Below are 24,871 nucleotides of genomic sequence, written 5' to 3'. Positions count from 1 at the left end.
CGGCCGCGATCAGAGATTTTGGCGAGCGGCCCGGCGTAAGCGGGCCGTGTCTTGATCGCACGCAGACACGGCCCGCTTACGCCGGGCCGCTCGCCTTCAACTCGGCCGGCATCTCACCGCTGTAACTCGCCCAGAGAGCGTCCACCGGGTGGGCGCACCACAGGTCCGGGGCCACGGCCTTCAGGTGCCGGGCAATCTGCATCAGACAGCCGACGTTGCCGATGAACACGGCCTTAGCCCCGGTCGCGCGGATGTTGTCTGCCTTGCGGTCGCCGAGGCGGCCGGCCATGTCCGGTTGCGTGAGGTTGTAACTGCCCGCCGCCCCGCAGCACAGTTCACTTTCCGGCAGCGGCACCAGCGTCATGCCGGGGATCAGTTCCAGCAGGCTCCGCGGCTGTTTGAAAATCTGTTGCGCGTGCCGCAGGTGGCAGGCGTCGTGGTAGGTGGCGGTGATCGGCAGCGGGTGCGTCGGCTTGATCGGGCCGAGGTCGTACAGGAATTCGCTGATGTCGCGGGATTTCGCGTGGAACTTCGCCGCCGCTTCCGCGGCCGGCGTGTCGTGCATCAGGTGCGTGTAGTCCTTCAGCATCGCCCCGCACCCGGCCGCGTTTGTCACGACCGCGTCCAAATCGTTCGGCACGGGGCCACTGAAGCCGAAGGCGTCGCAGTTCTTCGCCGCCAACTCGCGGGCCTGCGGTTCCATCGCGCTGTGGTAGTGGAGCGCCCCGCAGCACTGTTGGTTCCGCGGAATCCAGACCTCGACGCCGTTCTTTTGAAGGACGCGAGCGGTGTTCAGTTGCGTCTGCGGGTAGAGGGCGTCGGCCACGCAGCCGAGGAACAGGCCGACCTTCGCCCGCCGCTTCCCTTCGGCCGGCAGAATCTCCGGCAGGTGGCCGTAGTGCGGCTTCAGTTGCGGCAGCATCTGCTTCATGCGGCGGAGCGACGGCGGCAGCAGATTCGTCAGGCCGAGCTTTTCCGTCAGCCAATCGACGCCGGTCCACTGCATCAGCCGGGCCGGGGCGAGGGCCAGCCGGGTGCGCACCCGCGACGGGAAAATCTTGAACAGCATGAACCGCTGGATCGCGTTCAGGTTCGCGGATGAGCGGCCGGGTTCGAGTTCGTCCATGTGAGCGCGGAACGGCTCGATGAGCTTGCCGTACTGCACCCCGGATGGGCAGGCGGTTTCGCACGCCCGGCAGTTCAGGCAGAGGTCGAGGTGGCCCTTCACGTTGTCGTCGAGTTGCAGCGCCCCGTCGATGACCGACCGCATGAGGTAGATGCGGCCGCGGGGGCTGTCGGCCTCGTTGCCGGTCTCGACGTAGGTCGGGCAACTCGCCGTGCAGAGGCCGCAGTGGACGCAGTCGAGTACGAGTTCGTAATCGAGGTGCGGCTTGGCCCCCACGAGCGGGAGCGTCGTTTTCGAGGCGGTTGTCATGTCGGGGCGTCGGCGCGAGTACGGGGAGGGCCAGCAAGAGAATTGTAGGAGTTGGGCCGGGAAGACGAGTCCATAGAATGACGTTCTCCCGAAACCCCGGCCGAGGTTCCTGTGATGGCGTTGCCCGCGATTCCCGACTGGCTGTCGAAGCGAGAAGGTTCCCTGTCGGCCGGCGTCGGCGACCACACCGTGTTCGTGATCCTCGGCGGCCAACCGCAGTACCGCCTGGACGTGCGGCCGGCGAGCGGTCAGTTCATCTGTAACGTGACGCAGAGCAACAACGGCCACCGCCTGGACGGCGACGGCAAGTACCCGAACGCCGCGGCCGCCTTCGGCGGCGGGTTGGATGCGCTCCGTGGCAAGCTGGGATGGTAGGCCGCGCGATGCCCGTTCAACTCTTGGCCGTGTGCGGCAGCCTGCGGGCCGAATCGTCGAACGTCAAACTCCTCCAAGCGGCCGCACGGCTGGCTCCGGCCGGTGTCGAAGTCGTCTTCTTCACCGAGTTGGCTGTTCTGCCGCACTTCAACCCCGATGACGAGTCGGTCGGCCACCCGGCAGTCAAGGCATGGCAGGCCGCACTGACTTCGGCGGCCGGCGTTCTGGTGTGCAGCCCCGAGTACGCCCACGGCATCCCCGGCTCCTTGAAGAACGCCCTCGACTGGGTCGTCGGCAGCGGCGAGTTCGTCGGCAAGCCGGTCGCCCTTCTCAACGCTTCCCCGCGTTCGGTTCACGCGGCGGCCCAACTGCACGAAGTGCTCAAAACGATGGACGCCCGGATCGTCAGTTCGGTGGCCGTGCCGGTCGCCGGCCGCAAACTGGATGTTGCCGGCATCGTGGCCGATCCGACGCTCGCGGGGCCGGTGCGGGACGCCGTCTCGGCCGTCGTGGCGGGTAGAATGGCCTGACGGGTGATTCCCACCCCGAGGGCAACGCATGTCGCAACAACACGAGGTCGCCACGCTCGGCGGCGGCTGTTACTGGTGCCTGGAAGCCTGCTTCGAGAACCTGAAGGGCGTCGAAAAGTGCGAGTCCGGCTTCAGCGGCGGGCACGTCGAGAACCCGAGTTACCGGGCCGTCTGCAACGGCAACACGGGCCACGCCGAGGTCATCCAAGTTACCTTCGACCCGACCGTCATCACGTTCGGCCAACTGCTCGAAGTCTTCTTCGCCATCCACAACCCGACGACGCTCAACCGGCAGGGCGGCGACGTCGGCACGCAGTACCGCTCGGCGATCTTCTACCACTCGCCGGAGCAGAAGCGGATGGCCGAGGAGACGATCGTGAAACTGACCGCCGAGCAGGCGTGGCCGAACCCGATCGTGACGCAGGTGGTGCCGTTCGAAAAGTTTTACGCGGCCGAGGAGTATCACCAGGGCTACTTCCGGGCGAATCCCGATCAGCCGTACTGCATGGCCGTGGTGTCGCCGAAGGCGGCGAAGGCGCGGCAGAAGTTCGCGAAGTGGTGGAAGTCGGTGTGAAACGAAAAAACCGCCGGGACCAGCCCGGCGGTTCGCGTTGATCCTCTGGCCACTCAGCCCGTCGTGACGGGAGCCGGGGCCGGGGCGGAAGCCCCTTCCTTCGTCCGGACGACCTTCGTCTCGCCTTCCTTCAGCATCTCGATCACCGACACTTCGCCGGCGTCGCCGAGGCGGCGGTAGTGCAGCTTCATGATGCGGGTGTAACCGCCCGGCCGCTCCTTGAACCGCGGGCCGATGACGTTGAACAGCTTCTTCAGCACCGTGTCGGCCGTCTTCTCGGTCGCCGGTTCGCCCGCCTTGTCGTAGACGCCGGTGCCGTGGGTCGGGCCGAGGATGGCCATCGCCTGGCGGCGGTAGTGCAGGGCCTTCGCCTTGCCGGCCGGCGTGCCGTCGTCCGCGAGGGCACCCTTCTTGGCGAGCGTGATGAGCTTCTCGATGAACGGCCGCAGTTCCTTCGCCTTCGCGTTGGTGGTGCGGATCGATTCGTGCGTGATGAGTGCCCGGCTCAGGTTGCGGAAGAGCGCGAGGCGGTGACTGGCGTTTCGGCCGAGAATCCGGCCGGCTTTACGGTGGCGCATGGCAAACCTCAGGGGTCAGGAGACAAGGATCAGGAGTCAGTGAGAACGTCACCCCGTGCCAAGGTAAGTGACGGACACGGAACCGGGGTCGTGGATCGACTTCATCCCTGACCCCTGATTCCTGACTCCTGCTTACTACCGGCGCTGCGGGACTTTCATCCCGAGGTGCAGGCCGCGTTCTTTCAGCTTGATGGCGACTTCCTTCAGCGTCGTTTCGCCGAAGTTGCGCACTTCCAGCAGTTCTTCCTCGGACCGCATCACGAGGTCGCGAACGCTGGCGATCCCTTCGGATTCCAGGCAGTTCGTCGCCCGCACGGACAGTTCGAGTTCCGCGAGCGACATGTTGAGCTTGCGCTCGAGTTCCATGTCCACGCCCGCGCCGGCGGCCGGCCCGATCTCGATGGGGCCTTCTTCCAGCGACACTTCCGGGCCGGGTTCGCTGTACTGGATGAACGGGTTGAGGTGCTTGCGAAGGATCTTCGCCGCTTCCACCAGGGCCATCTGCGGGCCGACGGTGCCGTTCGTCCAAATTTCCATCACGAGGCGGTCGTAGTTCGTCCGTTGGCCGACCCGCGTTTCCTCGATGTCGTACTTCACCCGGACGACCGGCGAGAAGCTGCTGTCCACCGGGATGACGCCGATCTCGCGTTCCTTGCCGGAGTTTTCGTCGGCGGTGCGATAACCGCGGCCGTTCTCGACCGTCAGTTCCACCACGAACGGCACGTCGTCGGTCATCGTGCAAATGTGGTGTTCCGGGTTGAGGATTTGCACCGTCTCGTCGTGCTGGAGGTCGGCCGCCTTGACCACGCCCTTTTGGTGGCGGTCGATGCGAATGACCTTCGGCTGGTCGCTGGTGTTCTTCACGACCAGCGACTTGATGTTCAGAATGATGTCGGTCACGTCCTCGACGATGCCGGGGATCGTCGAGATTTCGTGCTGCACGCCCTGGATTTTGACGCGGGTCACGGAGGACCCTTCCAGGCTGGAGAGCAGAATGCGACGGAGGCTGTTGCCGACCGTCATGCCGAAGCCTCGCTCAAACGGCTCCGCGTGGAACTTGCCGTAGGTGTCGGTCAGACTCGGCCGTTCCGAGGCCACGCGGTTCGGCAGTTCCAGTCCACGCCAACGAATACGCACAAAGCACATCCCTTCGAAGACCGTCCGCGTCAGCTTTCCGTCGGCGGCCACCCGTGCGATGGTGGGTGGTGATCGCCGGCACAGCAAGACGCGAATCGGCCAGGACACAGAAACAAACAGAAACCCCAACGGGATCGCGACCGTTGGGGAAGTCGCAAGAAGCCTTGGCACGGTTGTGCCAGGGCTTTGTCCACCCACTTTAGCGGGTGGCGATTTCGATAATCAGCTGCACGCGGACGTCCGCGATCCGCGGGTCCACGTCGCCGCGCGTCGGCAGGCGGTTCATCTTGCCTTCCGGTTCCTCCGAGTTGATCCGCTCCAGGTAATCCGGCGTCGGTTCGCCGCTCTGCTGGAGGTTCAACCGGGCGAGGGCCAAGCTGCGGGCCGCGGGCTTCACCTTGATGATGTCGCCGGGCTTCACCAGCACGCTCGCCACGTCGCACTTGCGGCCGTTGAGCATCACGTGGCCGTGGGCGATCAGTTGGCGGGCACCCTTGCGGCACGGCGAGAAGCCGAGGCGGTGCACCACGTTGTCCAACCGACGTTCCATCAGGACCAGCAACTCATCGCCGGTGTTCGAGCCCTTGCTGGCCAGCTCCAGATACCGCATGAACTGCCGTTCGAGCAAGCCGTAGAACCATTTCAGGCGTTGCTTTTCGCGGAGGCGAATGCCGTACTCGGTCTGCTTGGTGCGGGTGGCACCGTGCATGCCCGGCGGGCGGGCTTCGCGGTCAATCGGGCACTTCGGGCTGAAGCAGCGGCTGCCTTTGAGGAACAGCTTCATCTGCTCCCGCCGGCACCGCTTACAAGCGGGGTCCGTATGTCGGGCCATGGAAATCCGATCCTACAGGGGTCCGTAGCGTCGGCATCCTGTCTCCGCGGAGTGTGGCGAACCCCAGCGTCGGTCCACTCTCACGGGTCGGAGAACAGTTGTGGTCAGGGGTTGCATTCGAAATGCGGCCCCTGACCACGGATGTCGTCGCAAAGAAAAATCACACCCGGCGCTTTTTCGGCGGTCGGCAGCCGTTGTGCGGCATCGGGGTGACGTCTTCGATGGCCTTCACGTTCAGGCCCGAAGCTTGGAGGGCGGTGACGGCCGACTCGCGGCCCGCACCCGGTCCTTTGATGAACACTTCGATTTCCTTCACGCCGTACTTCGACGCCTTGTTGGCGGCTTCTTCCGCGGCCCGTTGGGCGGCGAACGGCGTGCTCTTCCGGCTCCCCTTGAAGCCGACCATCCCGCCCGACGCACTGCACAGCGTGTCGCCGTTGGTGTCGGTGATGGTGACGATGGTGTTGTTGAACGTCGATTGGATGTGGGCGTGCCCACGGCTCACGTTGCGACGTTGCTTCTTCTTCTTGCTCTTGGCCATGTGTGTGTAGTCGCGAGTTAAGAGTGACGAGTTGCGAGCGAAGACCGGCCGTGAACTCGTCACTCGCCGCCCGTCACTCGCCGCCCTTTTACTTGTCCTTGACGCCCTTCTTACCGGCAACCGTCTTCCGGATGCCCTTGCGGGTCCGGGCGTTGGTCTTGCTCCGCTGGCCGCGGACCGGGAGGTTCTTCCGGTGCCGTTCGCCGCGGTACGACTTGATTTCCTTCAACCGCTGGATGTTGCCGCCGTCGAAGCGACGCAAGGCCCCTTCCACGAGGTAATCGCGGTCGATGATCGTGGCGAGCTTGGCGACCTCGTCGTCGGTGAGGGTCTTGGCCCGCCGCATCGGATCGACGCCGACTTTCTCGCACAGTTCGAGCGCGGTGGTCGGCCCGATGCCGCGGAGGTAGCGCAGGCTGATGTGGAGCAATTTGTCGGGCGGGATGTCGACGCCTTGAATACGCGGCATGTCCTGATTCCTTAGCCTTGGCGTTGCTTGTGGCGCGGGTCTTCACAAATCACGCGGACGACGCCCTTCCGCTTGATGAGTTTGCACTTTTCGCAGATGCGCTTAACGCTGGATCGAACTTTCACGTCGGCCTCCGGGCCGGCTTAGCCCCGAAATAAAGGTAGACAGTTAAACTAGAATCGACGGAACTATTGGCAAGATTGGAGCGAAGGTTTTTCCCGCACGGCGGCACAGTTTTTGGCCGATACGAGCACATTTGGAATCTCGTTCTTCCGCCCGACCGTACCGCCTAGAATCTTAATCACGTCCCGCGTGTCGCCGTATTAAGTGGGGCATCCCTAAACCCCTTGAGACGTTTTATGCCTGACCCCACTCCTGGCCCGTCGGGCACGATTGTTCAGCCCGATCCGTCCGCCCCCTACCTGAGTGGCCAGCGGATCGGCCGGCTGCCCGAGGTCTTTGGGCGGTACCGCATCCTTCGCATCCTTGGCCGCGGCGGGATGGGGGAGGTTTACCTGGCGTTCGACCAGAGTTTGGAGCGGCAAGTCGCCTTGAAGATTCCCGTCGCGGACGGCGGCGTTTCGCCGGACGACCTCGAACGCTTCCACCGCGAAGCCCGCGCCGCGGCCGGGCTCGGCCATCCGAACATCTGCCCCGTCCACGACGTGGGCCAAGTCGACGGCGTGACGTTCTTCACGATGGCGTACATCGATGGCGCGTCGCTGGCCCAGCGGATGCAAGAAGGGCGGTTCTCGGTCGAGCGGGCCATCACGCTCATCCACAAACTGGCACAGGCCCTTGATTTGGCCCACCGCACCGGCATTGTGCACCGCGACCTGAAGCCGGCGAACATCTTGATGAACGCGGCCGGCGAACCGCTCATCACCGACTTCGGACTCGTCCGCCGCACGGACCCGTCAACCCCGGCCCTGACGAAGTCCGGCGCGATCTTGGGCACACCGACGTACATGTCGCCGGAACAGATCGATAGCAAGTTCGGGCGGGTCGGCCCCGCCAGCGACCTCTACAGCCTCGGCGTGATCCTGTACGAACTGTTGACCGGCGTGGCCCCGTTCCAGGGGTCGCTGACCGAAATCCTCTACCGCGTGGTGTACTCGCCGCCCGCCCGCCCCACCGACCTCTGCCCCGACGTGTCGTCGGCCGTGGAAGCGGTCGTGTTGAAGGCACTGGCGAAGAACCCGTCCGACCGCTTTCCGACAATGGCGGCTTTCGCGGAGGCTCTCGTCGCCGCCCGCAATGCCCCGCCGGAAAGCCACCGGGCCACGACGACTCTTCAGGCAACCCAGTTGAACCTTCCCCCGAACCCCGTACCGGGAGCGGGTGCGACACAATCCGGGAAGTTGACCCGCCTCGGGTGGGTGGGCTGGGGCGTGGCAGTCGTCGCTTTGGGGCTGGCGATTTACGCTTTCACCCTCAAACGCCCTGCGACAGAATCTGCCGCTTCCTCGACTACGGCCGCGGAGGCCGCCAAGGAATCGGTCACCGTTCCGCCGGATGCGAAGAAGGGGCCACTCTCGGAGCAAGCACTGCTGTCGCTCCTCCAACTCGGAGTGGCCGAGAATGCGATTGTCGATCGCTTCGAGCAAGGTGGTTTGGCGTACAAGCCCGAGGGCGAGGCGGCGGACCGCCTGAAGGCCGCCGGCGCCTCGGAGCGGTTGTTGAGAATCGTGCAGGGGGCGAAGCCCCTAGCCCGTGCGAAGCGGACCCAGGATCAAGTTCTTCTAGACATTCTCGACGCGAAAAAGGCCGACGACGGCAACCTGGAAATCGTGCTCGCGTACTTTAATCCGACGAACGAGCGCGTCATGCTATTCAACCAGGAAGGCTATCCCTCTCATCCCACCGAACGATCAAGCACCTGGCATCCGGTGGGAAGTTGGTTTCACGCTGGCGCGAATGCCACCCTGGCTTATCCCCCGAATCTCAGTGACCTCAACCATGTGGCCCGAACGAAAGACGGGAGATACCTTGCTTCTCTAATGTTTAAGCGGGTGAGCCTTGCCCCACAATCGACATCAGAGCAGTTCTGGATTCGATTCAACATGCCACCGGCCGACGTGAAAAAACTGACCCTCCACTTCCTGGACGTGGACAAACCGTTGGAGTTCACGCTCCCGCAATTCAAGTGACGATTTCACAAGGAAGCGGCGGCGTCGCCCGCAAACGACGCGGCCGTCGGCACTGCCGACGGCCGTAGGAAACCGACACGCTTACTTCGACTGCAATTCCCAGTTCTTCTCGCTGGCCCCGGCGGGCACGTCGTAGGTCAACGTCGTCGGGTTGTTGTACTTTGTGGGCAGAATTTCCTGCCGGATCTCTTGCTCCGGGCTGTCCTTCGTGTTGTACAGCTTCTTCTTGCCGGTCACTTTTGATGACCGAATTTCGACCTTCATGACGCCGACCGAGGCTTTGCGAACGCGGTACCGTCCGTCCGGCCCAATTTCCCCCCCGGACGACGGGCTCTTGCCGTCGGCCGGCAGGAGGTTCACGTACCCGTTATCCACGGGCTTGCCGTCCAGGGTCACGAGGCCGGACACGTCCCCGGCCGGCGGACCGCTATCGCAACCACCGACCGAGGTGACGCCGACCGCGAGCGCGAAGCCCAGCCCGAGGCGGCGGAGGAGAGGGGGCACCATCGCAATTCTCCGAGGGGGTAAGTCGAAACGGTCACTCGTTGGACAGCGCTTCGCCGCCGTCCATCGTGCCCAGCGCCTGCCAGTTGGCGAGCGGCGTGGTGTTGCGGAAGAACCGCACCGAGCCGTCGCCGAGGAGGGCGTTCACGCCGCCGGTGTGCCGGCTGCGGGCCGCGTTCTGCTGGGGGCTGCCCGCCGTGGCCGGCATGAGCGCGTCGTTCGGGGTTTGGAACCAGCCGTTCGTAATGATGTCCGCCGAGGTCGTGTTCGGCGTCAGGGTGGTGTGAAAGCGGAAGATGCCGTCGTCGTTGTGAATGTCGCCGCGCCAGTCGTTGTCGTCCGCGCCCTTCGCGAGGAGGTACTCGGACATGAGCAGGGTGTTCGACGTGCCGTCGGTCATGTCCGTCATCTTGGTCTTGCCGGGCTTCGATCGATCACCGCTGGTGTGGTAGAACGGTGCCCGACCGCCGCTCGTCTGGGCCGTGTCGTACCCGATATTCCCCCAGTTGACGACGTAGTTACCGCGGGTCCGTTGGTAGGTGCCGTTGCTCTGGTCGATGGTGCCGCTGTCACTCGGGCAAAGGTAGATCGGCACGTGTGCACCGCACAGGCCGGTCATCGTGTTCACGATCGTTCCCGGGGCTTCGTAGAAGTGCTTGGTGAAGTCGTTCTTTTGGGCCAGAGCGTTCTGCTCGATCTGTGGCCAGAGGTACATGACCCACGTCTGCCGCGGGTTGTTCGACGAGCCTTTCGGGAAGCTCCCGTTGATGTCGTGGAAGCTGTGCATGCCCAGCCCCCACTGTTTGAGGTTGTTACTGCACTTCATCCGCGCGGCCGCTTCGCGGACCTTCTGGACGGCCGGTAACAACAGGCCGATGAGAATGGCAATGATCGCGATGACGACCAGCAACTCAATGAGCGTAAACGCCCGGTGCCGCCTGGGAGAGCGTAGCATTTGAACTCCTCGGAAAATAAAAAGACGAAAGGATGAGTTTGCGAGTCAAGCAGACGGGCGATTGAGATGAGGATAACTTCACTCACGCCCATTGCAACAAGAAAGTTCTGATGTGTGAAGGATTTTTGGCCGCCGGCCGATCGACTCTCCGCTTGACGTAAGTGAGGTGGTTCCTCGCCACCGCGTCCCGGTCGTGGTGGCAAAGGGTCACGTCTTTCCACTGCCACCCAGGAGATAGCCGAGGATCGCGTGGGCCGAGTCGTCGAGCGGCTCCAAGCGGCGGACATCCAGTCGTTCGCGCACGACGAGCCGGCCGAAGTCGCGGAAGAACGTCTTCGGTGAATGCGCTCGCACCGTCACCGTGTCGCCGGCCACGTCAACGCCGGTGACTTCGTCGAGCGAGAGGAGCAACTTCGCCACATCCTTCGGCCGCTCCACGTCGATGCGGACCGAGAGCGGGAAGTCTTCGAGCATCTCGCGAATCTTCTGCAGCGTGCCGACGGCCGCCACCCGGCCGCGGGCCATGATCGCGACGTGGTTTGTCAGCTTCTCCAACTCTTCGAGTTCGTGGCTGGATACGAGCAAGCCCATGCCTTGGGCGGCCAGCGAGCGGAACAGATCGAGCAACTCCTGCCGACCGACGGGGTCGATGCCGGAGAGTGGTTCGTCGAGGACGAGCAGGCTCGGGTCGGTGAGCAGGGCTTGCGCGAGCTTGATCCGCTGTCGCATCCCTTTCGAGTAGCCGCGGAGTTTACGGTCCGCCCGGTCACTCATGCCGACGCGATCCAGCGTCGCCTCGGTGCGTCGTTTCGATTCCGCGGACGGGTAGCCGCACAGGTCGGCCATCGTGCGAACGAACTCGCGGCCGGTCATGTCCTCGTAGAAGGCGTCCACGTCCGGGCAATAGCCGACCAGTCGGCGAGCCTCCCAGTGCCAGGCGTCCACGCCGGCGACGGTGACGCGGCCGAGCGTCGGGCGAATCTGCCCGGTTGCGAGCTTCATGAGCGTCGACTTGCCTGCCCCGTTCGACCCGACGAGGCCGGTAATGCCGCCGCGGAGTTCCAGCGTGACTTGATTCAACCCGAGGACTTGGCCGTACCACTTCGAGACTTGCTCGAAAACGAGCAGTGCTGAGTGCGGAGGGCGGATCGAAGAGTGGGAAGACAAATCCGCCTTCGCGAGGTTCGTGATCTCGGGTTTTAACTCCGCGCTCCGCATTCCGCGCTCCGCACTACGAGATGATTTCCACCGCCTGAATCCGTCGCCGTAGGTACAGCATACACCCGACGATCACCGCCCCGCATGCGGCGGCCGCTTCCCAGAACTGCGGCTGCGGGCCGCGGGCCGACTCCCACGGTGCGCCCAGGCACCAGAGGCCGACGAGGTACAGGTCGTTCCACAAGTCGATCAGCCGCCACCGCACGTCGAGGTTCGCCCCTTCCACCAGCATCGACGCCAGCAATCGCGTGAGGACGAACAGGCCGGTCCAGACCATGATGAGCGGCACCGTCTTCCGCACCCACACGGCCGTCGCGATGAGCAGGAGGCCGAGCGTCAGTGTGAGGGCGGCTCCGTAGCCGACGATGCCGAGCAGTTCGCGGAGGTGATCGAAGTAGTACGACTGCCAGTCGTACAGCAGGCCGGCTTGCAGGTAGAGGGCGAACGCGGGCACGGTGGTCACGAGGTTCAAGAAGAGGCCGATGGCGAGGAACTTGCCGAGCAGGTAGTGCCGCCGGCCGATGGGCTTCGACAGGTAGAACGGCAGGCTGCCGTGGGCGAAATCGTTGCCGACGAGGACTGCCCCGGCCAGCGCCAGAACGATCATAACGATGTACCCCTGGAACCAGATGAAGTTCGCGAACGTGTGGGCCGAACCGTTGAGGTTCAGCCGGTCGAGGAACTTCGTGAGTTCGCTGACCTTCACCGGGATGCCACCGAACTGCACCGTCTGCTGGGCCGTCTGCTGCTGAATCCAGACGATGAGGTACTGGCCGTAGAAGAAGAAAAAGAACACCATCAGGGCCAGCGCGTACAGTCCCCAGAAGATCCGCCGACGCGCGAGCAGGAACAGCGACGTGCGGGCCATCGCCCACGAGCCGTTCGTCGGCCCGCGGAACTCGCCCCGCCAGGGCCGGTAGCGCAGCAGGTTGTCGGTGACGGTGGGCATGGTCTGTTTCTATCTCGCCCTTCGCATGGCATACGGAGCTAGAACCGGGTGCTGAACCTGCCGCCACTGTTCGCCGATGATGGAATCGTAGGCCGTTCGCATTTGCAGTGCCGCATCGGCGGCGTGCAAACCTCCGACGCCCGTTCCCAGTCCGCACACGGCCAAACTTCGGATCGGACGGGAAGCTGTTTCGTTGAACTGCTTCACGGCGACTAACACCGCTCGCATGGCGAGGTAGGCGTTGATCGAGCCGGCAATACTGCCGGGAATTCGCATGGTCGGGGCTGCAATCAGGAATGGGAATCGCTTTGAAGACAACTCCAACACGACTGCCATGCCGACCGGCAACTCGCCGAGGAACCGCTCGGCAATCGCCGCCACCAGCCGACTTTGGGCTTCACCCCGGTAGAAGTCGTCGATTGCCTTGTCGATGCCCCCGCTCATGTCGCCGAAGCTGTTGGCCGGACTGACGAGGGCGTCGCAATCCAGATCGAGCAAGTTTCCGTGAACCACTTCTGCGGCGGCAACGTCCGCGAAAACCTGGGCCAGCGATTCCGCAACGAACGGCGAGTGATCTCCCAAACTGAGCTTCAAGGCCGTCGGGGGCACGACGCCGAACGGCTTCAACATCTTCATGTGCCACCGCCGAATCTTGGATTTGACGGCATCGAACATGGGCGAACATCCGTTGCAACTGTTTCGCGTTTCAGACGACTGGCGAGCCGAACTCCGTCAGGAGTCGGGTGAATCGCCGCGTGACACCAGGTGGCTTACGCCGCTCGGCTCGCCATGTTAAACGGTCTTCTTCGGATTGGGGTAGTGTTCGCTCATCGCGTGCTTCATGTCGCGGACGGCTTGCGTCATGCCGACCATCAACGCCCGGCTGATGATGCTGAAGCCGATGTTCAGTTCCTCGACGCCGGGGATGCGCACAATCGCGGGCACGTTCTGGTAGTTCAACCCGTGGCCCATGTGGACGTGCAGACCGGCCCGCACCGCGTGGGCGGCGGCCGTTTGCAACTTCGCCAACTCCTCGCCGACGGCCTTCCGCCCGACGGCGTCGGCATACGTGCCGGTGTGGAACTCGATGGCATCCGCCCCAACGGCTTTCGCCAGGTCCACCTGCTCGATGTCGGTGTCGATGAACAGTGACACGAGAATGCCGCCGGCTTTCAGCTGGTCGACGCCCTTGCGGACGCAGTCGATGTTACTCTGGACGTCCAGCCCGCCCTCGGTCGTTAGCTCTTGCCGCTTTTCCGGGACGAGCGTGACCTCGTCGGGCTTTGCTTTCAGGGCGATGGCGATGATTTCGTCGGAGCAGGCCATCTCCAGGTTCAGCCGCGTGGTGACGGTCTGGCGGAGGACGTGCAGGTCGCGGTCCTGGATGTGCCGGCGGTCTTCGCGGAGGTGAATGGTGATGCCGTCCGCCCCGCCGAGCGTGGCGAGGATGGCCGCTGCTACCGGGTCGGGTTCCGCCCCGCGGCGAGCCTGCCGAACCGTGGCCACGTGGTCGATGTTGACGCCGAGACGGATCATGGACTACCCCTTCGGGCCGCACTACCCAAACCGGGCGAGGTACTCCAGCACCTGCCGGTAGCGACTGACTTCGCGGACCAACACTTTATACAACGCCAGCGACAAAATTACGCACACGAGCCGCTCGCCGATCAGCGGCACGATCGGCAGGGCACAGGTGTAGGCGAAGAAGAAGTAGTTCAGCACGAACAGGCCGAGAATGGCCGGCACGCCGAACTGGGCCACCCGACTCAGTCGGTACCGCGGGTCGAAGTACATCCGCGCGATGATGGTAATCTCGCTGACGATGCCGGCGACGAACCAGCCCCACAAACTTTGGCCGTTCGGCGGACTACCGATCTCGGGCGGCACGACCACCGGCATGGACGCGAGAGGGGCAAGTCCGGCGGGGCCAACGCCGTTCGCCGCCCGGTGCTCGGCCGCCTTCGCCGTCAGGACTTTCAGGACGCGCTCGGCGAGGTCGTCCTCGTTCGCCGGAGCCAGGGCTTGCGACCGCATCCCGGCGATCGACTCCTCTAACCGCTTCAGCCGGTCGTCGAGGGCTGAGGGAGGGGTCAGAACGATCTCCGCTTCCGGTGGGGAGGACTGCTTGTCGGACATCACTGCCGGGCCTCGGGTCGCGGGGCGGGGCGGCCGCACGCTACCGGGTGATTCGCTTCTCGGGTCGCAATCTTCAGTTTAGGAAGTGCGGGGGCGACCGCTACTGATACGCCGTCGGATCGGGCACGCCCGCTTCTGCGAAGCCCTTCTTGCGGAGCAAGCACGAGTCGCAGTGGCCGCACGCCTTTCCGGCGGCGTCCGGGTCGTAGCAACTGAGCGTTTGTCCGAAATCGACGCCGAGGCGGGTGCCCTCGCGGATGATCTCGGCCTTCGTCAGCTTCAAGAGCGGGGCGTGAACGCGGAAGCGGCCGGTGCCCTCGACGCCGGCCTTCGTTGCGAGATTGGCGAGACTCTCGAACGCGGTCAGGAACTCCGGCCGACAGTCGGGGTAGCCGGAGTAGTCGAGGACGTTCGCGCCAATGAACAAGTCGAACGCGCCGACGGTTTCGGCATAGCCGAGGGCGACGCCGAGAAGGATCGTGTTGCGGGCCGGGACGTAGGTGATCGGCACGCCGTGGCCCATCGCGGCGTCGGTGCGGTCCTTCGGCACGGCCACGTCCGCGGTGAGGGCCGAGCCGCCGATGGCTCGCAGATCGAGCGTCACCGTGCGGTGATTGGCCACGCCGAACTGCCGGGCGACCGTCGCCGCTCGCGCGAGTTCGACCTTGTGCCGTTGGCCGTAGTCCACGCTGAGGGCGTAGAGTTCGTACCCCTGATCCTTCGCCACGGCCAGCGTCGTCGTGCTGTCGAGGCCGCCGCTGAGCAACACCACCGCGCGAGCCATGATCGGCCTTTCCGGGAGGGAGGTTATAGAATTAGTCTCGCGCTAAGCCGCTAGAAGACAAGAAGAGTCTCGCGCAAAGCCGCCAAGACGCGAAGAAGAGGAGATTCATTTCTTCTCCAAAGAACTCTTCCAGTTTTTCCTCTTGTTTTCTTGGCGGCTTTGCGCGAGACTTCTTAGAGAGGCATCATGGATTTCACCGAAACGCCGTCCGCCGACCAGCTCGAAACCTTTCCGAACCCGAAACCGGGCCGCGACTACAGCATCGAGATCATCTGCCCGGAGTTCACGAGCGTCTGCCCGAAGACGGGCCAACCGGACTACGGCACGATCGTGTTCACCTACACGCCGGGCGAGAAGTGCGTCGAATTGAAGTCGCTGAAACTGTACCTACAGCGGTTCCGCAACCAGGGGATTTTCTACGAGCAGGTGACGAACCGCCTGCTCGATGATTTCGTGGAAGCGTCGCAGCCGGTGCGGTGCGTGGTCGTGTCGAAGTGGACCCCGCGCGGCGGCATCAGCACGAACGTCACCGCGAGCTATACGGCCGAGCAGACGAGGCCGGGGTGAAGCCAGCCGCGGGCGGAAGTCCCAGACCGCGGCGGGAAATGCGTTTCGCCCCGTAGGGGCCGACGCGCGTCGGCCCCTACGGGGCGATCGTGTTGGGGTGGCTGTTCCTGGGGCTTCCGCTCACGGCGTTCTGCCCGGACGCCTTCGGCGTCGAGGCGGTGGCCTACATCGTCACCTTGAACTGCACCGTGCCGACCTGAATCACGTCGTTGGATTGCAGCATCCGCTGCTGGCCGGGGTGGAGGCGGGAGCGGTTGACGAACGTGCCGTTCAAGCTGCTCAGGTCTTCGATCAAGAGCATCCCGCGGTCGAAGATGATGACCGCGTGCTGCCGCGAGGACCACACTTGTTCTGAGGATTCCTGTCCGGTCAGGTCGATGTCTACCGGCTTATCGGCCGAGCGGCCCATGAAGTTCTTGCCGTTCAGGATCAGGTACTCGGCGTTCACCTTTTCGCCGCGAATCACGATCAGCCGCGGCGGGGCCGGGGCCAGCGGCGCCGGCGTCGTGTCGATGGTCACGACCGAGTAGGCGTCGCTGTCGCCGGCGACGGCCGTCGCCGCGACGGTGGCCATGCTCGACTGCACGGCCGACTTCGTCACGGTCAGCGGCCCGCGGATGGTGCGCCGGCCCGACTCGTCGTCGGTGTCCTGCTCGCAGTGCACGCTCGCCAACAGGCGGGTGTGCCCTTCGCCGATGAACTCGCTCTCGGTCGGCCCGGCCGGGAAGCGGAATTTTCCACACCGGGCGCACACGGCCGCTTCCGGCGAGTTCGAAAACAGACACAGGGGACAGGTGGCCATGTCGTCTTGGCCCTAAATGCGGTTGAGGGTCAGTTCAGCGAAACTGTAGCTCAGAGTTCGGGCGCTGTCGGATAATCGCGGGCGATCAAATCGAACCGGGCGGTGAAAACCGTCAGTCGAACGGGGGCGATTCGGAAGCGGGCGTGAAAATTCAGATGCGGATCAGTCGGACGATCGGATTTCGAGGGCGATTTCGCCCAACAACTTGTCCTCGCCGGCCGCAATTTCGATCTCGACGGTGTTCCGCGGTTGAAGGATTGATGTGATTTCGAAGGCGAATGGCTCGTCAGCGTGAATTGCGCCGACGGGTTGCCAGTTCAGAAGAACCTGTCCCGCTCCCGGCGAACGCGAGCCTACCAGCCAGACGGTTTCGCCCGCGTCCAGGGTTCGCGGGCGGCCGAAGTTGCGGGCGTACCGCACGCGGCCGGGTTCAACTTCGGCGGCGGTCCAAAACCCCCGCAGGCGGATGGCGTGAACGCTCACGCCTTCTGCACCCGGTCTTCCCAGTCGTCGAGCAGTTTGCCGATGTTGCGGAAGTTGAAGTCCATGTTCGCCAACTCGTGGCCCAGGTCGATGGCCCGTTGCAGTTCGCCGATCTCGGCCGAGCCGGTCGCGAGTTGGAAAAGCACTTCCTTGCGAGCCATCTCGTCCGTCGGCGGCAAAGTTTGAAGGGCTTCCTCGAAGTTCCGCTGCGCCAGCCGCCAGTTCGCCCGCCGACGGAAGCAGAGGCCCAGATACATCGCCGCCTTGCCTTTGAGCTTCTCGTCGCGGCGGACGTGTTGCAGTTCCGTAATCGCCTCGTCCACCAAGTCCGCCTTCAACAAGCGGGTGCCGAGTTCCAGCCGCATGGATAGGTCGGTCGGGTAGCGGTCGGCCCGCGTGCGGAAGATTTCGATCTCGCGGGCGTTGATCTCCTTCACCTGCTTGACCCGCAGCTTGGCCAATTCTTCCTCCGACGGCCCGTCGTCGTTGTCGTCGTCGCCCTTCGCCTTCTTCGCCTTCAGTTTGGCCTCGGTGTGTTCGAGGTTCTTCCGCAGCGGCATCAGGTCCAGTTCCATCAACTCCAATTGCAGCGTAAAGTGGTTGCCGGTCGGCCCGAGGCCCTGTTGGAGCGTGGCCCGTGCCCGGTCGTGCTGCGCGGACTTACGAAACGACTGGGCCAGTTGCAGGTACAAGCTCGGCTCCGTCGGGTCGGCCTCGATCCGCTTCAAGAGGGCTTCCGTCTCGCGGCTGAGTTTCTCGTGCTTGCCGCTCGCCTGCTGTTCGAGCTTGTCCAGCACCGGCGACGGCTTCGACCCGGACACACTCTCGGCGTACCCGCCGCGGGCGATCGTCTCGCTGGCGGCCAAGTCCTTCCCCTTGTGCGACGCTTCCACGTCCGACGGAACGACTTCCTTCACCAACTGCCACAGGACGATGGCCTTCTGGAAGTCGCCGCGCTTCTCGAACAGGCGGGCGAGCGCCCGGTTCAAAGTGGCGTCCCGCGGGTACTTCTGCCGGGCTTGATCGAGGCTGAAAACGGCGAGATCGAGCAAGCCGAGCGCGTCGAACGCCTCGGCCATGTCCATCTGCACGCCGGAGTCCCACGGGTTCTTCGTGAGCGCTTCTTCGCCGTACTCGAGTACCTTCAGGTACTCGCCGCTCGCCTTCGCTGCCTTGATCCGCGTCTTCGTGCGGGACGACGACAGGAAGTTAAACCGGCTGCCGCGGAGGTTGTTGCCGTACTTCTCCTTCTGCGCCCGACGGAGCAACTGGCGGAAGCCGAAATTGCTCGGGTCGATCTTGCAACAGGTGAGCAACATCTCGATGGCGTAGTCATACTGGCCGTTCCCCATGACCTGGCGGGCGCGGTCGAAGTTTTCGATGGCGACGCGCCGCTGATCGGAGGTTGGGCTGGGGAGGGCGTTCTTCTTGTTAGCGGGCGGCATGGCAGTCCTGGGGCCGAGGTCCGCGTTCCGACGGTGTCCTGTAATCTCAATAGTATCCACTTTCGGGCCCACCGTAATCAGGAACCTTCCCGTGACGCGCATTTGGTCGGTCGATCCTCTGAACCCCGACCCGGCCGTGATCGCCGACGCGGCCGCCGTTTTGCGCACCGGCGGGCTGGTCGCCTTCCCCACCGAGACCGTCTACGGCCTGGGGGCGAACGCCCTGGACGAAGCCGCAGTACAAGGAATTTTCGCGGCGAAGGGCCGGCCGGCGACGAACCCGGTGATCGTTCACGTCGCGGACCCGGAGCAAGTCTCCCGCGTGGCCGCCGACTGGCCGGAGGTGGCTGCGAAGTTAGCCGCGGCGTTCTGGCCTGGCCCCCTGACGCTGGTGCTACCGAAGCGGCCGGACGTGCCCGCCGTGGTGACGGCGGGCGGACCGACGGTGGCTGTCCGTTGCCCGAACCACGCCGTCGCCCGGGCGTTGATCCGCGCCGCCGACGTGCCGGTCGCCGCTCCGAGCGCGAATCGCTCGACGGAGCTTTCGCCGACGCGGGCTGACCACGTCGCCAAGAGTTTGAACGGCCGCATCGACGCGATTCTCGACGGCGGCCCGTGCCCCGGCGGCATCGAATCGACGGTCGTGGACGTGACGGCCGGCGTTCGCATCCTGCGGCCCGGCCTGATCTCCGCACCGATGCTGGAAGCGGTTGTCGGCCCGCTAACCGAAGGCGCGAGCGAAGCCGGCATCGCGAAGTCGCCCGGCCAGATGGCGAAGCACTACAGCCCGCGGACCCCGGTGGTCTTAACTGATGGCGAACCGGGGGACGTGAGCGGGCGCGTGTACCGCTGGAAACTCGGAAGTGACCCCCTTCAGGCGGCGGCCGACCTGTACGCGACGTTGCACGAACTCGACGACGGCCGGTTCGACCGCATCGTGATCGAACTGCCACCGGACACGCCCGAGTGGGCGGGCGTGCGCGACCGCCTGCGGCGGGCCGCCGCCGCAGGGTAGAATCACACCCGGAAACTTACAGCCGGCAGATCAGCAACTCGCGCTCGTACACCGCTTCCGGCGGCAAGCGGTCGTGGAGCTTGATGAACAGTTCCTCGTGCCCCAGCACTTCGGCACGCCACGCATCGCGGTCGATGAGTTGCAGTTGCTCGAACTGCTCACGCGAGAAGTCGAGGCCGCTCCACTCCAGGTCGTCGTACCGCGGCACCCAGCCGATCGGCGACTCACGGCCCAACGACCGGCCGCGGACGCGGTCCACGATCCACTTCAGCACCCGCATGTTCTGCCCGAAGCCTGGCCACAGGAACTTGCCGTCCGGCCCCTTGCGGAACCAGTTGACGTGGAAGATCTTCGGCGTCTCGCTCAACTCCCGCTGCATGCGAATCCAGTGGCGGAAGTAGTCGCCCATGTGGTAGCCGCAGAACGGCAGCATCGCCATCGGATCGCGGCGGACCGCCCCCGTCGCCCCGACCGCGGCCGCCGTCGTCTCGGACCCCGTGGTCGCGCCGGTGTACACGCCGGCACTCCAGTTGAAGGCTTGGTACACGAGCGGGATCGTGGACGACCGACGGCCGCCGAAGATGATCGCGCTGATCGGCACGCCGGCCGGGTCTTCCCACGCCGGGTCCATCGTCGGGCACTGCGACGCTGGGGCCGTGAACCGGGCGTTCGGATGGGCCGCCTTCGCGCCGGTTTCCTTCGCGATCTGCGGCGTCCACGTCTTGCCCTGCCAGTCGAGGCACTCGGCCGGCGGCTCGTCGGTCATGCCCTCCCACCACACGCCGCCGTCCGGCGTCAGGGCCACATTCGTGAAGATGGTGTTGCGCGACAGGGCCGCCATCGCGTTCGGGTTCGTCTTCACCGACGTGCCGGGGGCGACGCCGAAGAAGCCGCTCTCCGGGTTGATGGCCCGCAATCGGTTCTCGGCGTCCGGCTTCAGCCAGGCGATGTCGTCGCCGACGGTCCACACCTTCCACCCCTCGAACCCGGCCGGCGGGATGAGCATGGCGAAGTTCGTCTTGCCGCACGCCGACGGGAACGCGGCACTCACGTACGTCTTCTCGCCCTGCGGGTTCTCGACGCCGAGGATGAGCATGTGCTCGGCCATCCAGCCCTCGTCGCGGGCGATGTTCGACGCGATGCGGAGGGCGAAACACTTCTTGCCGAGCAGGGCGTTGCCGCCGTACCCGGACCCGTAGGACCAGATCTCCCGCGTCTCGGGGAAGTGGACGATGTACTTCTCCTTGTTGCACGGCCACGGCACGTCCTTCTGCCCCGGCGACAGCGGTGCCCCCAGCGTGTGCATGCACGGCACCACCCGCTTACCGGCGTCGATCTCGGCGTACACCGGCAGCCCGACTCGGGCCATGATCCGCATGCTGACGACCACATACGGCGAGTCGGTGAGCTGTACGCCGATCTGCGACATCGGCGAGCCGACCGGCCCCATGCTGAACGGCAGCACGTACATCGTCCGGCCGCGCATCGAGCCGTTGAACAACTCCTTCAGCTTCCGCCGCATCTGGTACGGCTCTTCCCAGTTGTTGGTCGGCCCGGCCGCGTGCTTGGAGTACGAGCAGATGAACGTGCGGTCTTCGACTCGCGCCACGTCGCCCGCGTCGGACCGGGCGTAGTAGCAACCCGGCCAGAGGTTCTCGTTGAGTTTGGTGAGTGAGCCGCTCGCGACCATCTGTGTGCAGAGGGCGTCGTACTCCGCTTGCGAGCCGTCTACCCAGTGGATCGCGGCCGGCTGTGTCAGGCGGGCCATCTTCTCGACCCACTTCAGCAAGTGGCCGTTCTTGCTCAATGGCGTGGCGACGTTGCGGGGTTCGGGCGGCGTACTCATGCGGTGATCCTTCGAATCGACATCGGGCCAGAGAGGAAGGGAAATTGTAAGACTGGAACGGAGCGATGGCCCCAGGGCCCCGGTTCTCCTTTTCCGAGCGTGTCATGCCCAGCCCGCCGGCCCGCCGTCCGTTCTACGCCCACCTGTATTTCCAAGTGCTCGTCGCCATCGCGCTCGGGGCGGCCGTCGGCCACTTCTTCCCGGCCACCGGCACCGCGATGAAGCCGCTCGGCGATGGGTTCATCCGGCTCATCAAGATGATGATCGCCCCGATCATCTTCACGACCGTCGTCGTCGGCATCGCGAAGGTCGGCGACATGAAGAAGGTCGGCCGCGTCGGGCTGAAGGCGCTCGTCTATTTCGAAGTCGTCTCGACACTCGCGCTGGCCATCGGCCTCGTCGTGGTGAACGTCGTGCGGCCGGGGGCGGGGATCAACGCCGACCCAGCCACCCTCGACGCCTCCGCCGTCGAGAGCTACAAGACGCAGGCGAAGTCGCTGAAGGCAGTCGATCTGCTGTTGCACATGATCCCGGACTCCGCGGTCGGGGCGTTCGCCGGCGGCGAAATCATCCAGGTGCTCGTGTTCTCCGTGCTGTTCGGCGTGGCCCTGTCGCTGTACGGCGAACCGGGGCACGTCCTCGTGGACTTGCTCGACCGCCTGTCGCACGTTCTGTTCTTGGCCATTGGCTTCATCATGCGGGCGGCCCCGATCGGCGCGTTCGGGGCGATGGCGTTCACCATCGGCGCGTTCGGCCTCGGCACCCTCGTCTCGCTCGGCCAACTGATGGCGTGCGTGTACCTGACGTGCGTCCTGTTCGTCGCGCTCGTCCTCGGCACCATCGCCCGCCTCGCCGGCTTCCGCATCGGGGCGTTTCTGCGGTACATCAAGGAAGAACTGCTGATCGTCCTGGGAACGTCCTCCTCGGAGGCGGCGCTGCCGCGGATGATGACGAAGTTGGAGAACCTCGGCTGTGCGAAGCCGGTCGTGGGGTTGGTCATCCCGACGGGGTACTCGTTCAATCTCGACGGCACGTCAATCTACCTGACGATGGCCGCCGTATTCATTGCGCAGGCGACGAACGTGCCGCTCGGCATCGGTCAGCAGTTGGCGATCCTCGCCGTGCTGTTGCTGACCTCGAAGGGGGCGGCGGCGGTCACGGGCGGCGGGTTCATCACGCTCGCGGCCACGCTCTCGGTCGTCCCGGACGTGCCGGTCGCGGGGCTGGCGCTCTTGTTGGGTATCGACCGCTTCATGTCCGAGGCGCGGGCGATCACGAACCTCATCGGCAACGGCGTCGCCACGGTGGTCGTCGCCCGGTGGGAAGGGGCCGTGGATTGCGAGCGGATGCGAGCCGTCCTGGCGGGCGAACAACAAAATCAAGAACAAGATTGAATGTTGGAATTCCAACGGCTACGCTAACACGCGGTCTGGCCAACCGAACGACTCCCTCTCCCCCGGCTTTGAGGGGGAGAGGGTTGGGGTGAGGGGTAAACCTTTCTCCCGGTGAGACGAGTTTCCGAGGGCTGAAGGCATCCCCCTCACCCCAACCCTCTCCCCCTCAAAGCCGGGGGAGAGGGGGCCGGAATTCGTACCGGCCCGTGTTTCGACGTTCGGAATCTAACCTCCCCACCGGGTGGCCGCTCATGCCCCTGATGATTCTCGGCATCGTTCTCGGAACGCTCGCGGAAGCCGTCGGGTTCGTCCTGTGGCGGCGCGAAGTTGACCACGGCGACTCCATCTCCGGGATGCCCTGGCTGTTGGCCGGCGGGCTGGTCGGGTGGGCGTTGACGGCCGTTCTCGTGATTGTCTCGCCGGCCTCGCACCCCCGCCGGACGGGCCGCATTCCGTTCTGCTTGTTCGTGCTGTTCCTGCTGGCGGCCGGGAAGGTTTTGCTCTGGCTGATCTGGGGCTACCTGATTCCGCACGTCGGCCTGACGGTCGCGACGTTGGCGCTCATCGTCGGCTTCCACCTGAAGCACGCCATCGCCGTCCGCACGGTCACGGGCCGGTCGTTCCAGCCGACGCTGTGGAACCCGATCACCGTCCTCTCGACGCTGGCCGCGAGCGGCGGCGGGGCGGTGTGGATCGCTGCTGATGCGGCGGGCCGCCCGGAACTCGCGGCCGTGCTGTGGTTCGTGTACGCGGTCGTCGAGAACCTGTTGCAATTCCTGGCCGGCGGGCTATACGAGCCGCCTGCCCACGCGCAGTCGCCGTTCTCCATCGTCACGGAAATCCGGGGCCGGGCCGTCCCGGCGTTGAAGCAGTACCTCGGGCCGTTGGGCGCGAACCTTCTCGGCGTCCGGGGGCGGTTCTCGCCGTACACGCGGCTGCATTTCTGTTCGTTCATCCTGATCGAGCGCGGCGAACAGGGGGACGGCACGCTCGTCTTCGAGGGGAACATCGACGGCCCCGCCCTGAGCTTTCTGGAAGACCTGGCGACCCGCGACCGGGACTTCCTGAACGCCGTGTACGAGGGGGCAGACGGCTTCCCCGGCCCAACCACATCGCCCCGCGCGGTGGCCGACTTCCTGGCCGAGAACGACTACGGGGCGGCGGCCCTGTACGTCGGCCAACCGGGGGCCACGCGCGAGCAGATCGAACGCGATCAAGCACTCCGTGTGTTGGTCGAAGCCGAACTCGATCAGAACCGGGCGAAGTATCAGAAGCCCACGGCCGACGCCTGCCGGGCAGAGCTTCAGGCGTTCGTCCGGTCGCAGCCGGGCCTCGCGTGGGTGGACCAACTCGTGCCGACGCTGTGGCGGGTGCAGTTCGGCATGAACGTCCTCTACGCCGCCCTCGCCGGCATCGTCATCGGGCTGATCGGCTACGGCTGGGGACTCGCGGCGTTCGACGGCCCGAAGGCGCTCGCGGTGGCCGTGGCCGTGGTGGTGGTCGGCCTCATCTTCGTCGCCCTGTCCTACGTCGTGTGGTTGCGTGGCCGGGAGGAGACCGACCCGCAGAACCGCGTCGTCATCCCGCTGAGCGCCATTCAGAAGTTGCAGGGCCACGAGGACACGCAGTTGCAGAACCACCTCGTGAGCATCACGAACGTGAAGGCCGGGTGGCTGCGGTTGCTCACCCTCCGGGCGGTGCTGGTGGCGATCAACCTGCTCGCCCGGTTCGTCGCCACGCGGGGCGACCTGAGCGGCATCGTCACGATTCACTTCGCCCGGTGGGTGGTCCTCGCGCCGCCCGGCCAGACGCCGCGGCTGCTGTTCCTGAGCAACTACGACGGCAGTTGGGAAAACTACCTCGGCGAGTTCGTGGACCGGGCGAGCAACGGCCTGACCGCAGTGTGGAGCAACACGCAACTCGCCGCGCGGCAGGGCTTCCCCCACACCGATTGGCTGTTCCTCCGCGGCGGGTCGCGGGACGAACAGTGGTTCAAGAACTACGCCCGCTTGAGCCAGCGGACGGACCTGCTCTGGTTCAGCGCGTACCCGCACCTGTCCATGAAGCACATCGCCAACAACCGCGAGTTCCGGCTCGGCCTCTCCGGCGAACTGACCGACGCGGCCCGCTGGCTCCAACGCCTTTAACCGAC

Annotated in this window: 27 protein-coding genes; 8 read left to right on the top strand and 19 right to left on the bottom strand. The window is 65.0% G+C overall.

Annotated elements, in window-relative coordinates; translation table 11 throughout:
• Positions 1-76 precede the first annotated feature (76 nt).
• Positions 77-1,435: a (Fe-S)-binding protein gene (locus PX52LOC_RS01170; RefSeq protein ID WP_149108360.1), complete on the bottom strand. Its 1,359-nt coding sequence runs from the start codon at positions 1,433-1,435 to the stop codon at positions 77-79.
• Positions 1,436-1,549: 114 nt separating this feature from the next.
• On the opposite strand from PX52LOC_RS01170, the gene PX52LOC_RS01165 reads away from it, so the two are divergent.
• From PX52LOC_RS01165 to msrA, 3 genes are read left to right on the top strand one after another with little or no spacing between them, the layout of a single operon-like run.
• Positions 1,550-1,810: a hypothetical protein gene (locus PX52LOC_RS01165; RefSeq protein ID WP_149108359.1), complete on the top strand. Its 261-nt coding sequence runs from the start codon at positions 1,550-1,552 to the stop codon at positions 1,808-1,810.
• 8 nt (positions 1,811-1,818) lie between these two features.
• The gene (locus PX52LOC_RS01160) at positions 1,819-2,340 is read left to right on the top strand and encodes an NADPH-dependent FMN reductase (RefSeq protein WP_218575255.1); all 522 of its coding nucleotides are present in this window, start codon (positions 1,819-1,821) and stop codon (positions 2,338-2,340) included.
• A gap of 28 nt (positions 2,341-2,368) precedes the next feature.
• Positions 2,369-2,914 (top strand): peptide-methionine (S)-S-oxide reductase MsrA, encoded by a 546-nt coding sequence (gene msrA, locus PX52LOC_RS01155; RefSeq protein WP_149108357.1) that lies wholly within the window; start codon positions 2,369-2,371, stop codon positions 2,912-2,914.
• 53 nt (positions 2,915-2,967) lie between these two features.
• Here the strand turns inward: msrA and rplQ are convergent, their stop codons facing one another.
• The 6 genes from rplQ to rpmJ all read right to left on the bottom strand — a co-directional run bounded on the left by rplQ (position 2,968) and on the right by rpmJ (position 6,596).
• Positions 2,968-3,492 (bottom strand): 50S ribosomal protein L17, encoded by a 525-nt coding sequence (gene rplQ / locus PX52LOC_RS01150; protein ID WP_149108356.1) that lies wholly within the window; start codon positions 3,490-3,492, stop codon positions 2,968-2,970.
• 135 nt (positions 3,493-3,627) lie between these two features.
• On the bottom strand, positions 3,628-4,629 hold the full coding sequence (locus PX52LOC_RS01145; RefSeq protein ID WP_149108355.1) for a DNA-directed RNA polymerase subunit alpha: 1,002 nt from the start codon (positions 4,627-4,629) through the stop codon (positions 3,628-3,630).
• Between the two features lie 199 nt (positions 4,630-4,828).
• The gene (gene rpsD / locus PX52LOC_RS01140) at positions 4,829-5,461 is read right to left on the bottom strand and encodes a 30S ribosomal protein S4 (protein ID WP_149108354.1); all 633 of its coding nucleotides are present in this window, start codon (positions 5,459-5,461) and stop codon (positions 4,829-4,831) included.
• 160 nt (positions 5,462-5,621) lie between these two features.
• A complete protein-coding gene (rpsK, locus tag PX52LOC_RS01135) occupies positions 5,622-6,002 on the bottom strand; it encodes a 30S ribosomal protein S11 (RefSeq protein WP_149108353.1) in 381 nt (126 codons plus the stop codon).
• 88 nt (positions 6,003-6,090) lie between these two features.
• On the bottom strand, positions 6,091-6,471 hold the full coding sequence (gene rpsM, locus PX52LOC_RS01130; protein ID WP_149108352.1) for a 30S ribosomal protein S13: 381 nt from the start codon (positions 6,469-6,471) through the stop codon (positions 6,091-6,093).
• 11 nt (positions 6,472-6,482) lie between these two features.
• A complete protein-coding gene (rpmJ, locus tag PX52LOC_RS01125; protein WP_149108351.1) occupies positions 6,483-6,596 on the bottom strand; it encodes a 50S ribosomal protein L36 in 114 nt (37 codons plus the stop codon).
• A 234-nt stretch (positions 6,597-6,830) separates the two neighbouring features.
• Between rpmJ and PX52LOC_RS01120 the strand changes: the two genes are divergently transcribed.
• Entirely contained in the window at positions 6,831-8,621 is a 1,791-nt protein-coding gene (locus PX52LOC_RS01120; protein WP_149108350.1) for a serine/threonine-protein kinase, read from the top strand.
• An 81-nt stretch (positions 8,622-8,702) separates the two neighbouring features.
• Here PX52LOC_RS01120 and PX52LOC_RS01115 read toward each other — a convergent pair whose 3' ends face one another.
• The 8 genes from PX52LOC_RS01115 to queC all read right to left on the bottom strand — a co-directional run bounded on the left by PX52LOC_RS01115 (position 8,703) and on the right by queC (position 15,170).
• A complete protein-coding gene (locus PX52LOC_RS01115; RefSeq protein WP_149108349.1) occupies positions 8,703-9,128 on the bottom strand; it encodes a hypothetical protein in 426 nt (141 codons plus the stop codon).
• Between the two features lie 31 nt (positions 9,129-9,159).
• The gene (locus PX52LOC_RS01110; RefSeq protein ID WP_149108348.1) at positions 9,160-10,080 is read right to left on the bottom strand and encodes a DUF1559 domain-containing protein; all 921 of its coding nucleotides are present in this window, start codon (positions 10,078-10,080) and stop codon (positions 9,160-9,162) included.
• 207 nt (positions 10,081-10,287) lie between these two features.
• Positions 10,288-11,298: an ABC transporter ATP-binding protein gene (locus PX52LOC_RS01105; protein ID WP_149108347.1), complete on the bottom strand. Its 1,011-nt coding sequence runs from the start codon at positions 11,296-11,298 to the stop codon at positions 10,288-10,290.
• A gap of 13 nt (positions 11,299-11,311) precedes the next feature.
• Positions 11,312-12,247: an ABC transporter permease subunit gene (locus PX52LOC_RS01100; RefSeq protein ID WP_149108346.1), complete on the bottom strand. Its 936-nt coding sequence runs from the start codon at positions 12,245-12,247 to the stop codon at positions 11,312-11,314.
• Between the two features lie 9 nt (positions 12,248-12,256).
• Entirely contained in the window at positions 12,257-12,922 is a 666-nt protein-coding gene (locus PX52LOC_RS01095) for a macro domain-containing protein (protein WP_218575254.1), read from the bottom strand.
• 117 nt (positions 12,923-13,039) lie between these two features.
• Entirely contained in the window at positions 13,040-13,783 is a 744-nt protein-coding gene (locus tag PX52LOC_RS01090; RefSeq protein ID WP_149108345.1) for a pyridoxine 5'-phosphate synthase, read from the bottom strand.
• A gap of 21 nt (positions 13,784-13,804) precedes the next feature.
• Positions 13,805-14,383, bottom strand: coding sequence for a hypothetical protein (locus PX52LOC_RS01085; RefSeq protein WP_149108344.1), 579 nt, complete (start codon positions 14,381-14,383; stop codon positions 13,805-13,807).
• A 100-nt stretch (positions 14,384-14,483) separates the two neighbouring features.
• Positions 14,484-15,170, bottom strand: coding sequence for a 7-cyano-7-deazaguanine synthase QueC (gene queC, locus PX52LOC_RS01080; protein ID WP_178132605.1), 687 nt, complete (start codon positions 15,168-15,170; stop codon positions 14,484-14,486).
• A gap of 183 nt (positions 15,171-15,353) precedes the next feature.
• Here queC and queF point away from each other — a divergent pair, with 183 nt between their 5' ends.
• Complete coding sequence (gene queF, locus PX52LOC_RS01075) at positions 15,354-15,734, top strand: preQ(1) synthase (protein WP_149108342.1); 381 nt, start codon at positions 15,354-15,356, stop codon at positions 15,732-15,734.
• 163 nt (positions 15,735-15,897) lie between these two features.
• On the opposite strand, the gene PX52LOC_RS01070 is transcribed toward queF, so the two are convergent.
• The 3 genes from PX52LOC_RS01070 to PX52LOC_RS01060 all read right to left on the bottom strand — a co-directional run bounded on the left by PX52LOC_RS01070 (position 15,898) and on the right by PX52LOC_RS01060 (position 18,464).
• Positions 15,898-16,536 (bottom strand): FHA domain-containing protein, encoded by a 639-nt coding sequence (locus PX52LOC_RS01070; RefSeq protein WP_149108341.1) that lies wholly within the window; start codon positions 16,534-16,536, stop codon positions 15,898-15,900.
• A 162-nt stretch (positions 16,537-16,698) separates the two neighbouring features.
• On the bottom strand, positions 16,699-17,019 hold the full coding sequence (locus PX52LOC_RS01065; protein ID WP_149108340.1) for a hypothetical protein: 321 nt from the start codon (positions 17,017-17,019) through the stop codon (positions 16,699-16,701).
• The gene (locus PX52LOC_RS01060) at positions 17,016-18,464 is read right to left on the bottom strand and encodes a tetratricopeptide repeat protein (protein ID WP_149108339.1); all 1,449 of its coding nucleotides are present in this window, start codon (positions 18,462-18,464) and stop codon (positions 17,016-17,018) included. The genes PX52LOC_RS01065 and PX52LOC_RS01060 overlap by 4 nt, the downstream gene beginning before the upstream one ends.
• A 91-nt stretch (positions 18,465-18,555) precedes the next feature.
• Here PX52LOC_RS01060 and PX52LOC_RS01055 point away from each other — a divergent pair, with 91 nt between their 5' ends.
• Positions 18,556-19,479 (top strand): L-threonylcarbamoyladenylate synthase, encoded by a 924-nt coding sequence (locus tag PX52LOC_RS01055; RefSeq protein WP_246173625.1) that lies wholly within the window; start codon positions 18,556-18,558, stop codon positions 19,477-19,479.
• A gap of 16 nt (positions 19,480-19,495) precedes the next feature.
• Here PX52LOC_RS01055 and PX52LOC_RS01050 read toward each other — a convergent pair whose 3' ends face one another.
• Positions 19,496-21,325, bottom strand: a complete 1,830-nt coding sequence (locus tag PX52LOC_RS01050; RefSeq protein ID WP_149108337.1) for a phosphoenolpyruvate carboxykinase (GTP) — start codon at positions 21,323-21,325, stop codon at positions 19,496-19,498.
• 104 nt (positions 21,326-21,429) lie between these two features.
• Here PX52LOC_RS01050 and PX52LOC_RS01045 point away from each other — a divergent pair, with 104 nt between their 5' ends.
• Positions 21,430-22,719, top strand: a complete 1,290-nt coding sequence (locus tag PX52LOC_RS01045; protein WP_149108336.1) for a dicarboxylate/amino acid:cation symporter — start codon at positions 21,430-21,432, stop codon at positions 22,717-22,719.
• Between the two features lie 251 nt (positions 22,720-22,970).
• Positions 22,971-24,866 carry a hypothetical protein gene (locus PX52LOC_RS01040; RefSeq protein ID WP_149108335.1) on the top strand — a complete coding sequence of 632 codons (1,896 nt, stop codon included), beginning with the start codon at positions 22,971-22,973 and terminating at the stop codon, positions 24,864-24,866.
• Positions 24,867-24,871: the final 5 nt, after the last annotated feature.

This window comes from Limnoglobus roseus (assembly GCF_008254045.1).
Taxonomy (GTDB): Bacteria; Planctomycetota; Planctomycetia; order Gemmatales; family Gemmataceae; genus Limnoglobus; species Limnoglobus roseus.
The sequence above is the reverse complement of the archived record's forward strand: the minus strand, read 5'-3'. Positions and strand labels throughout refer to the sequence as shown.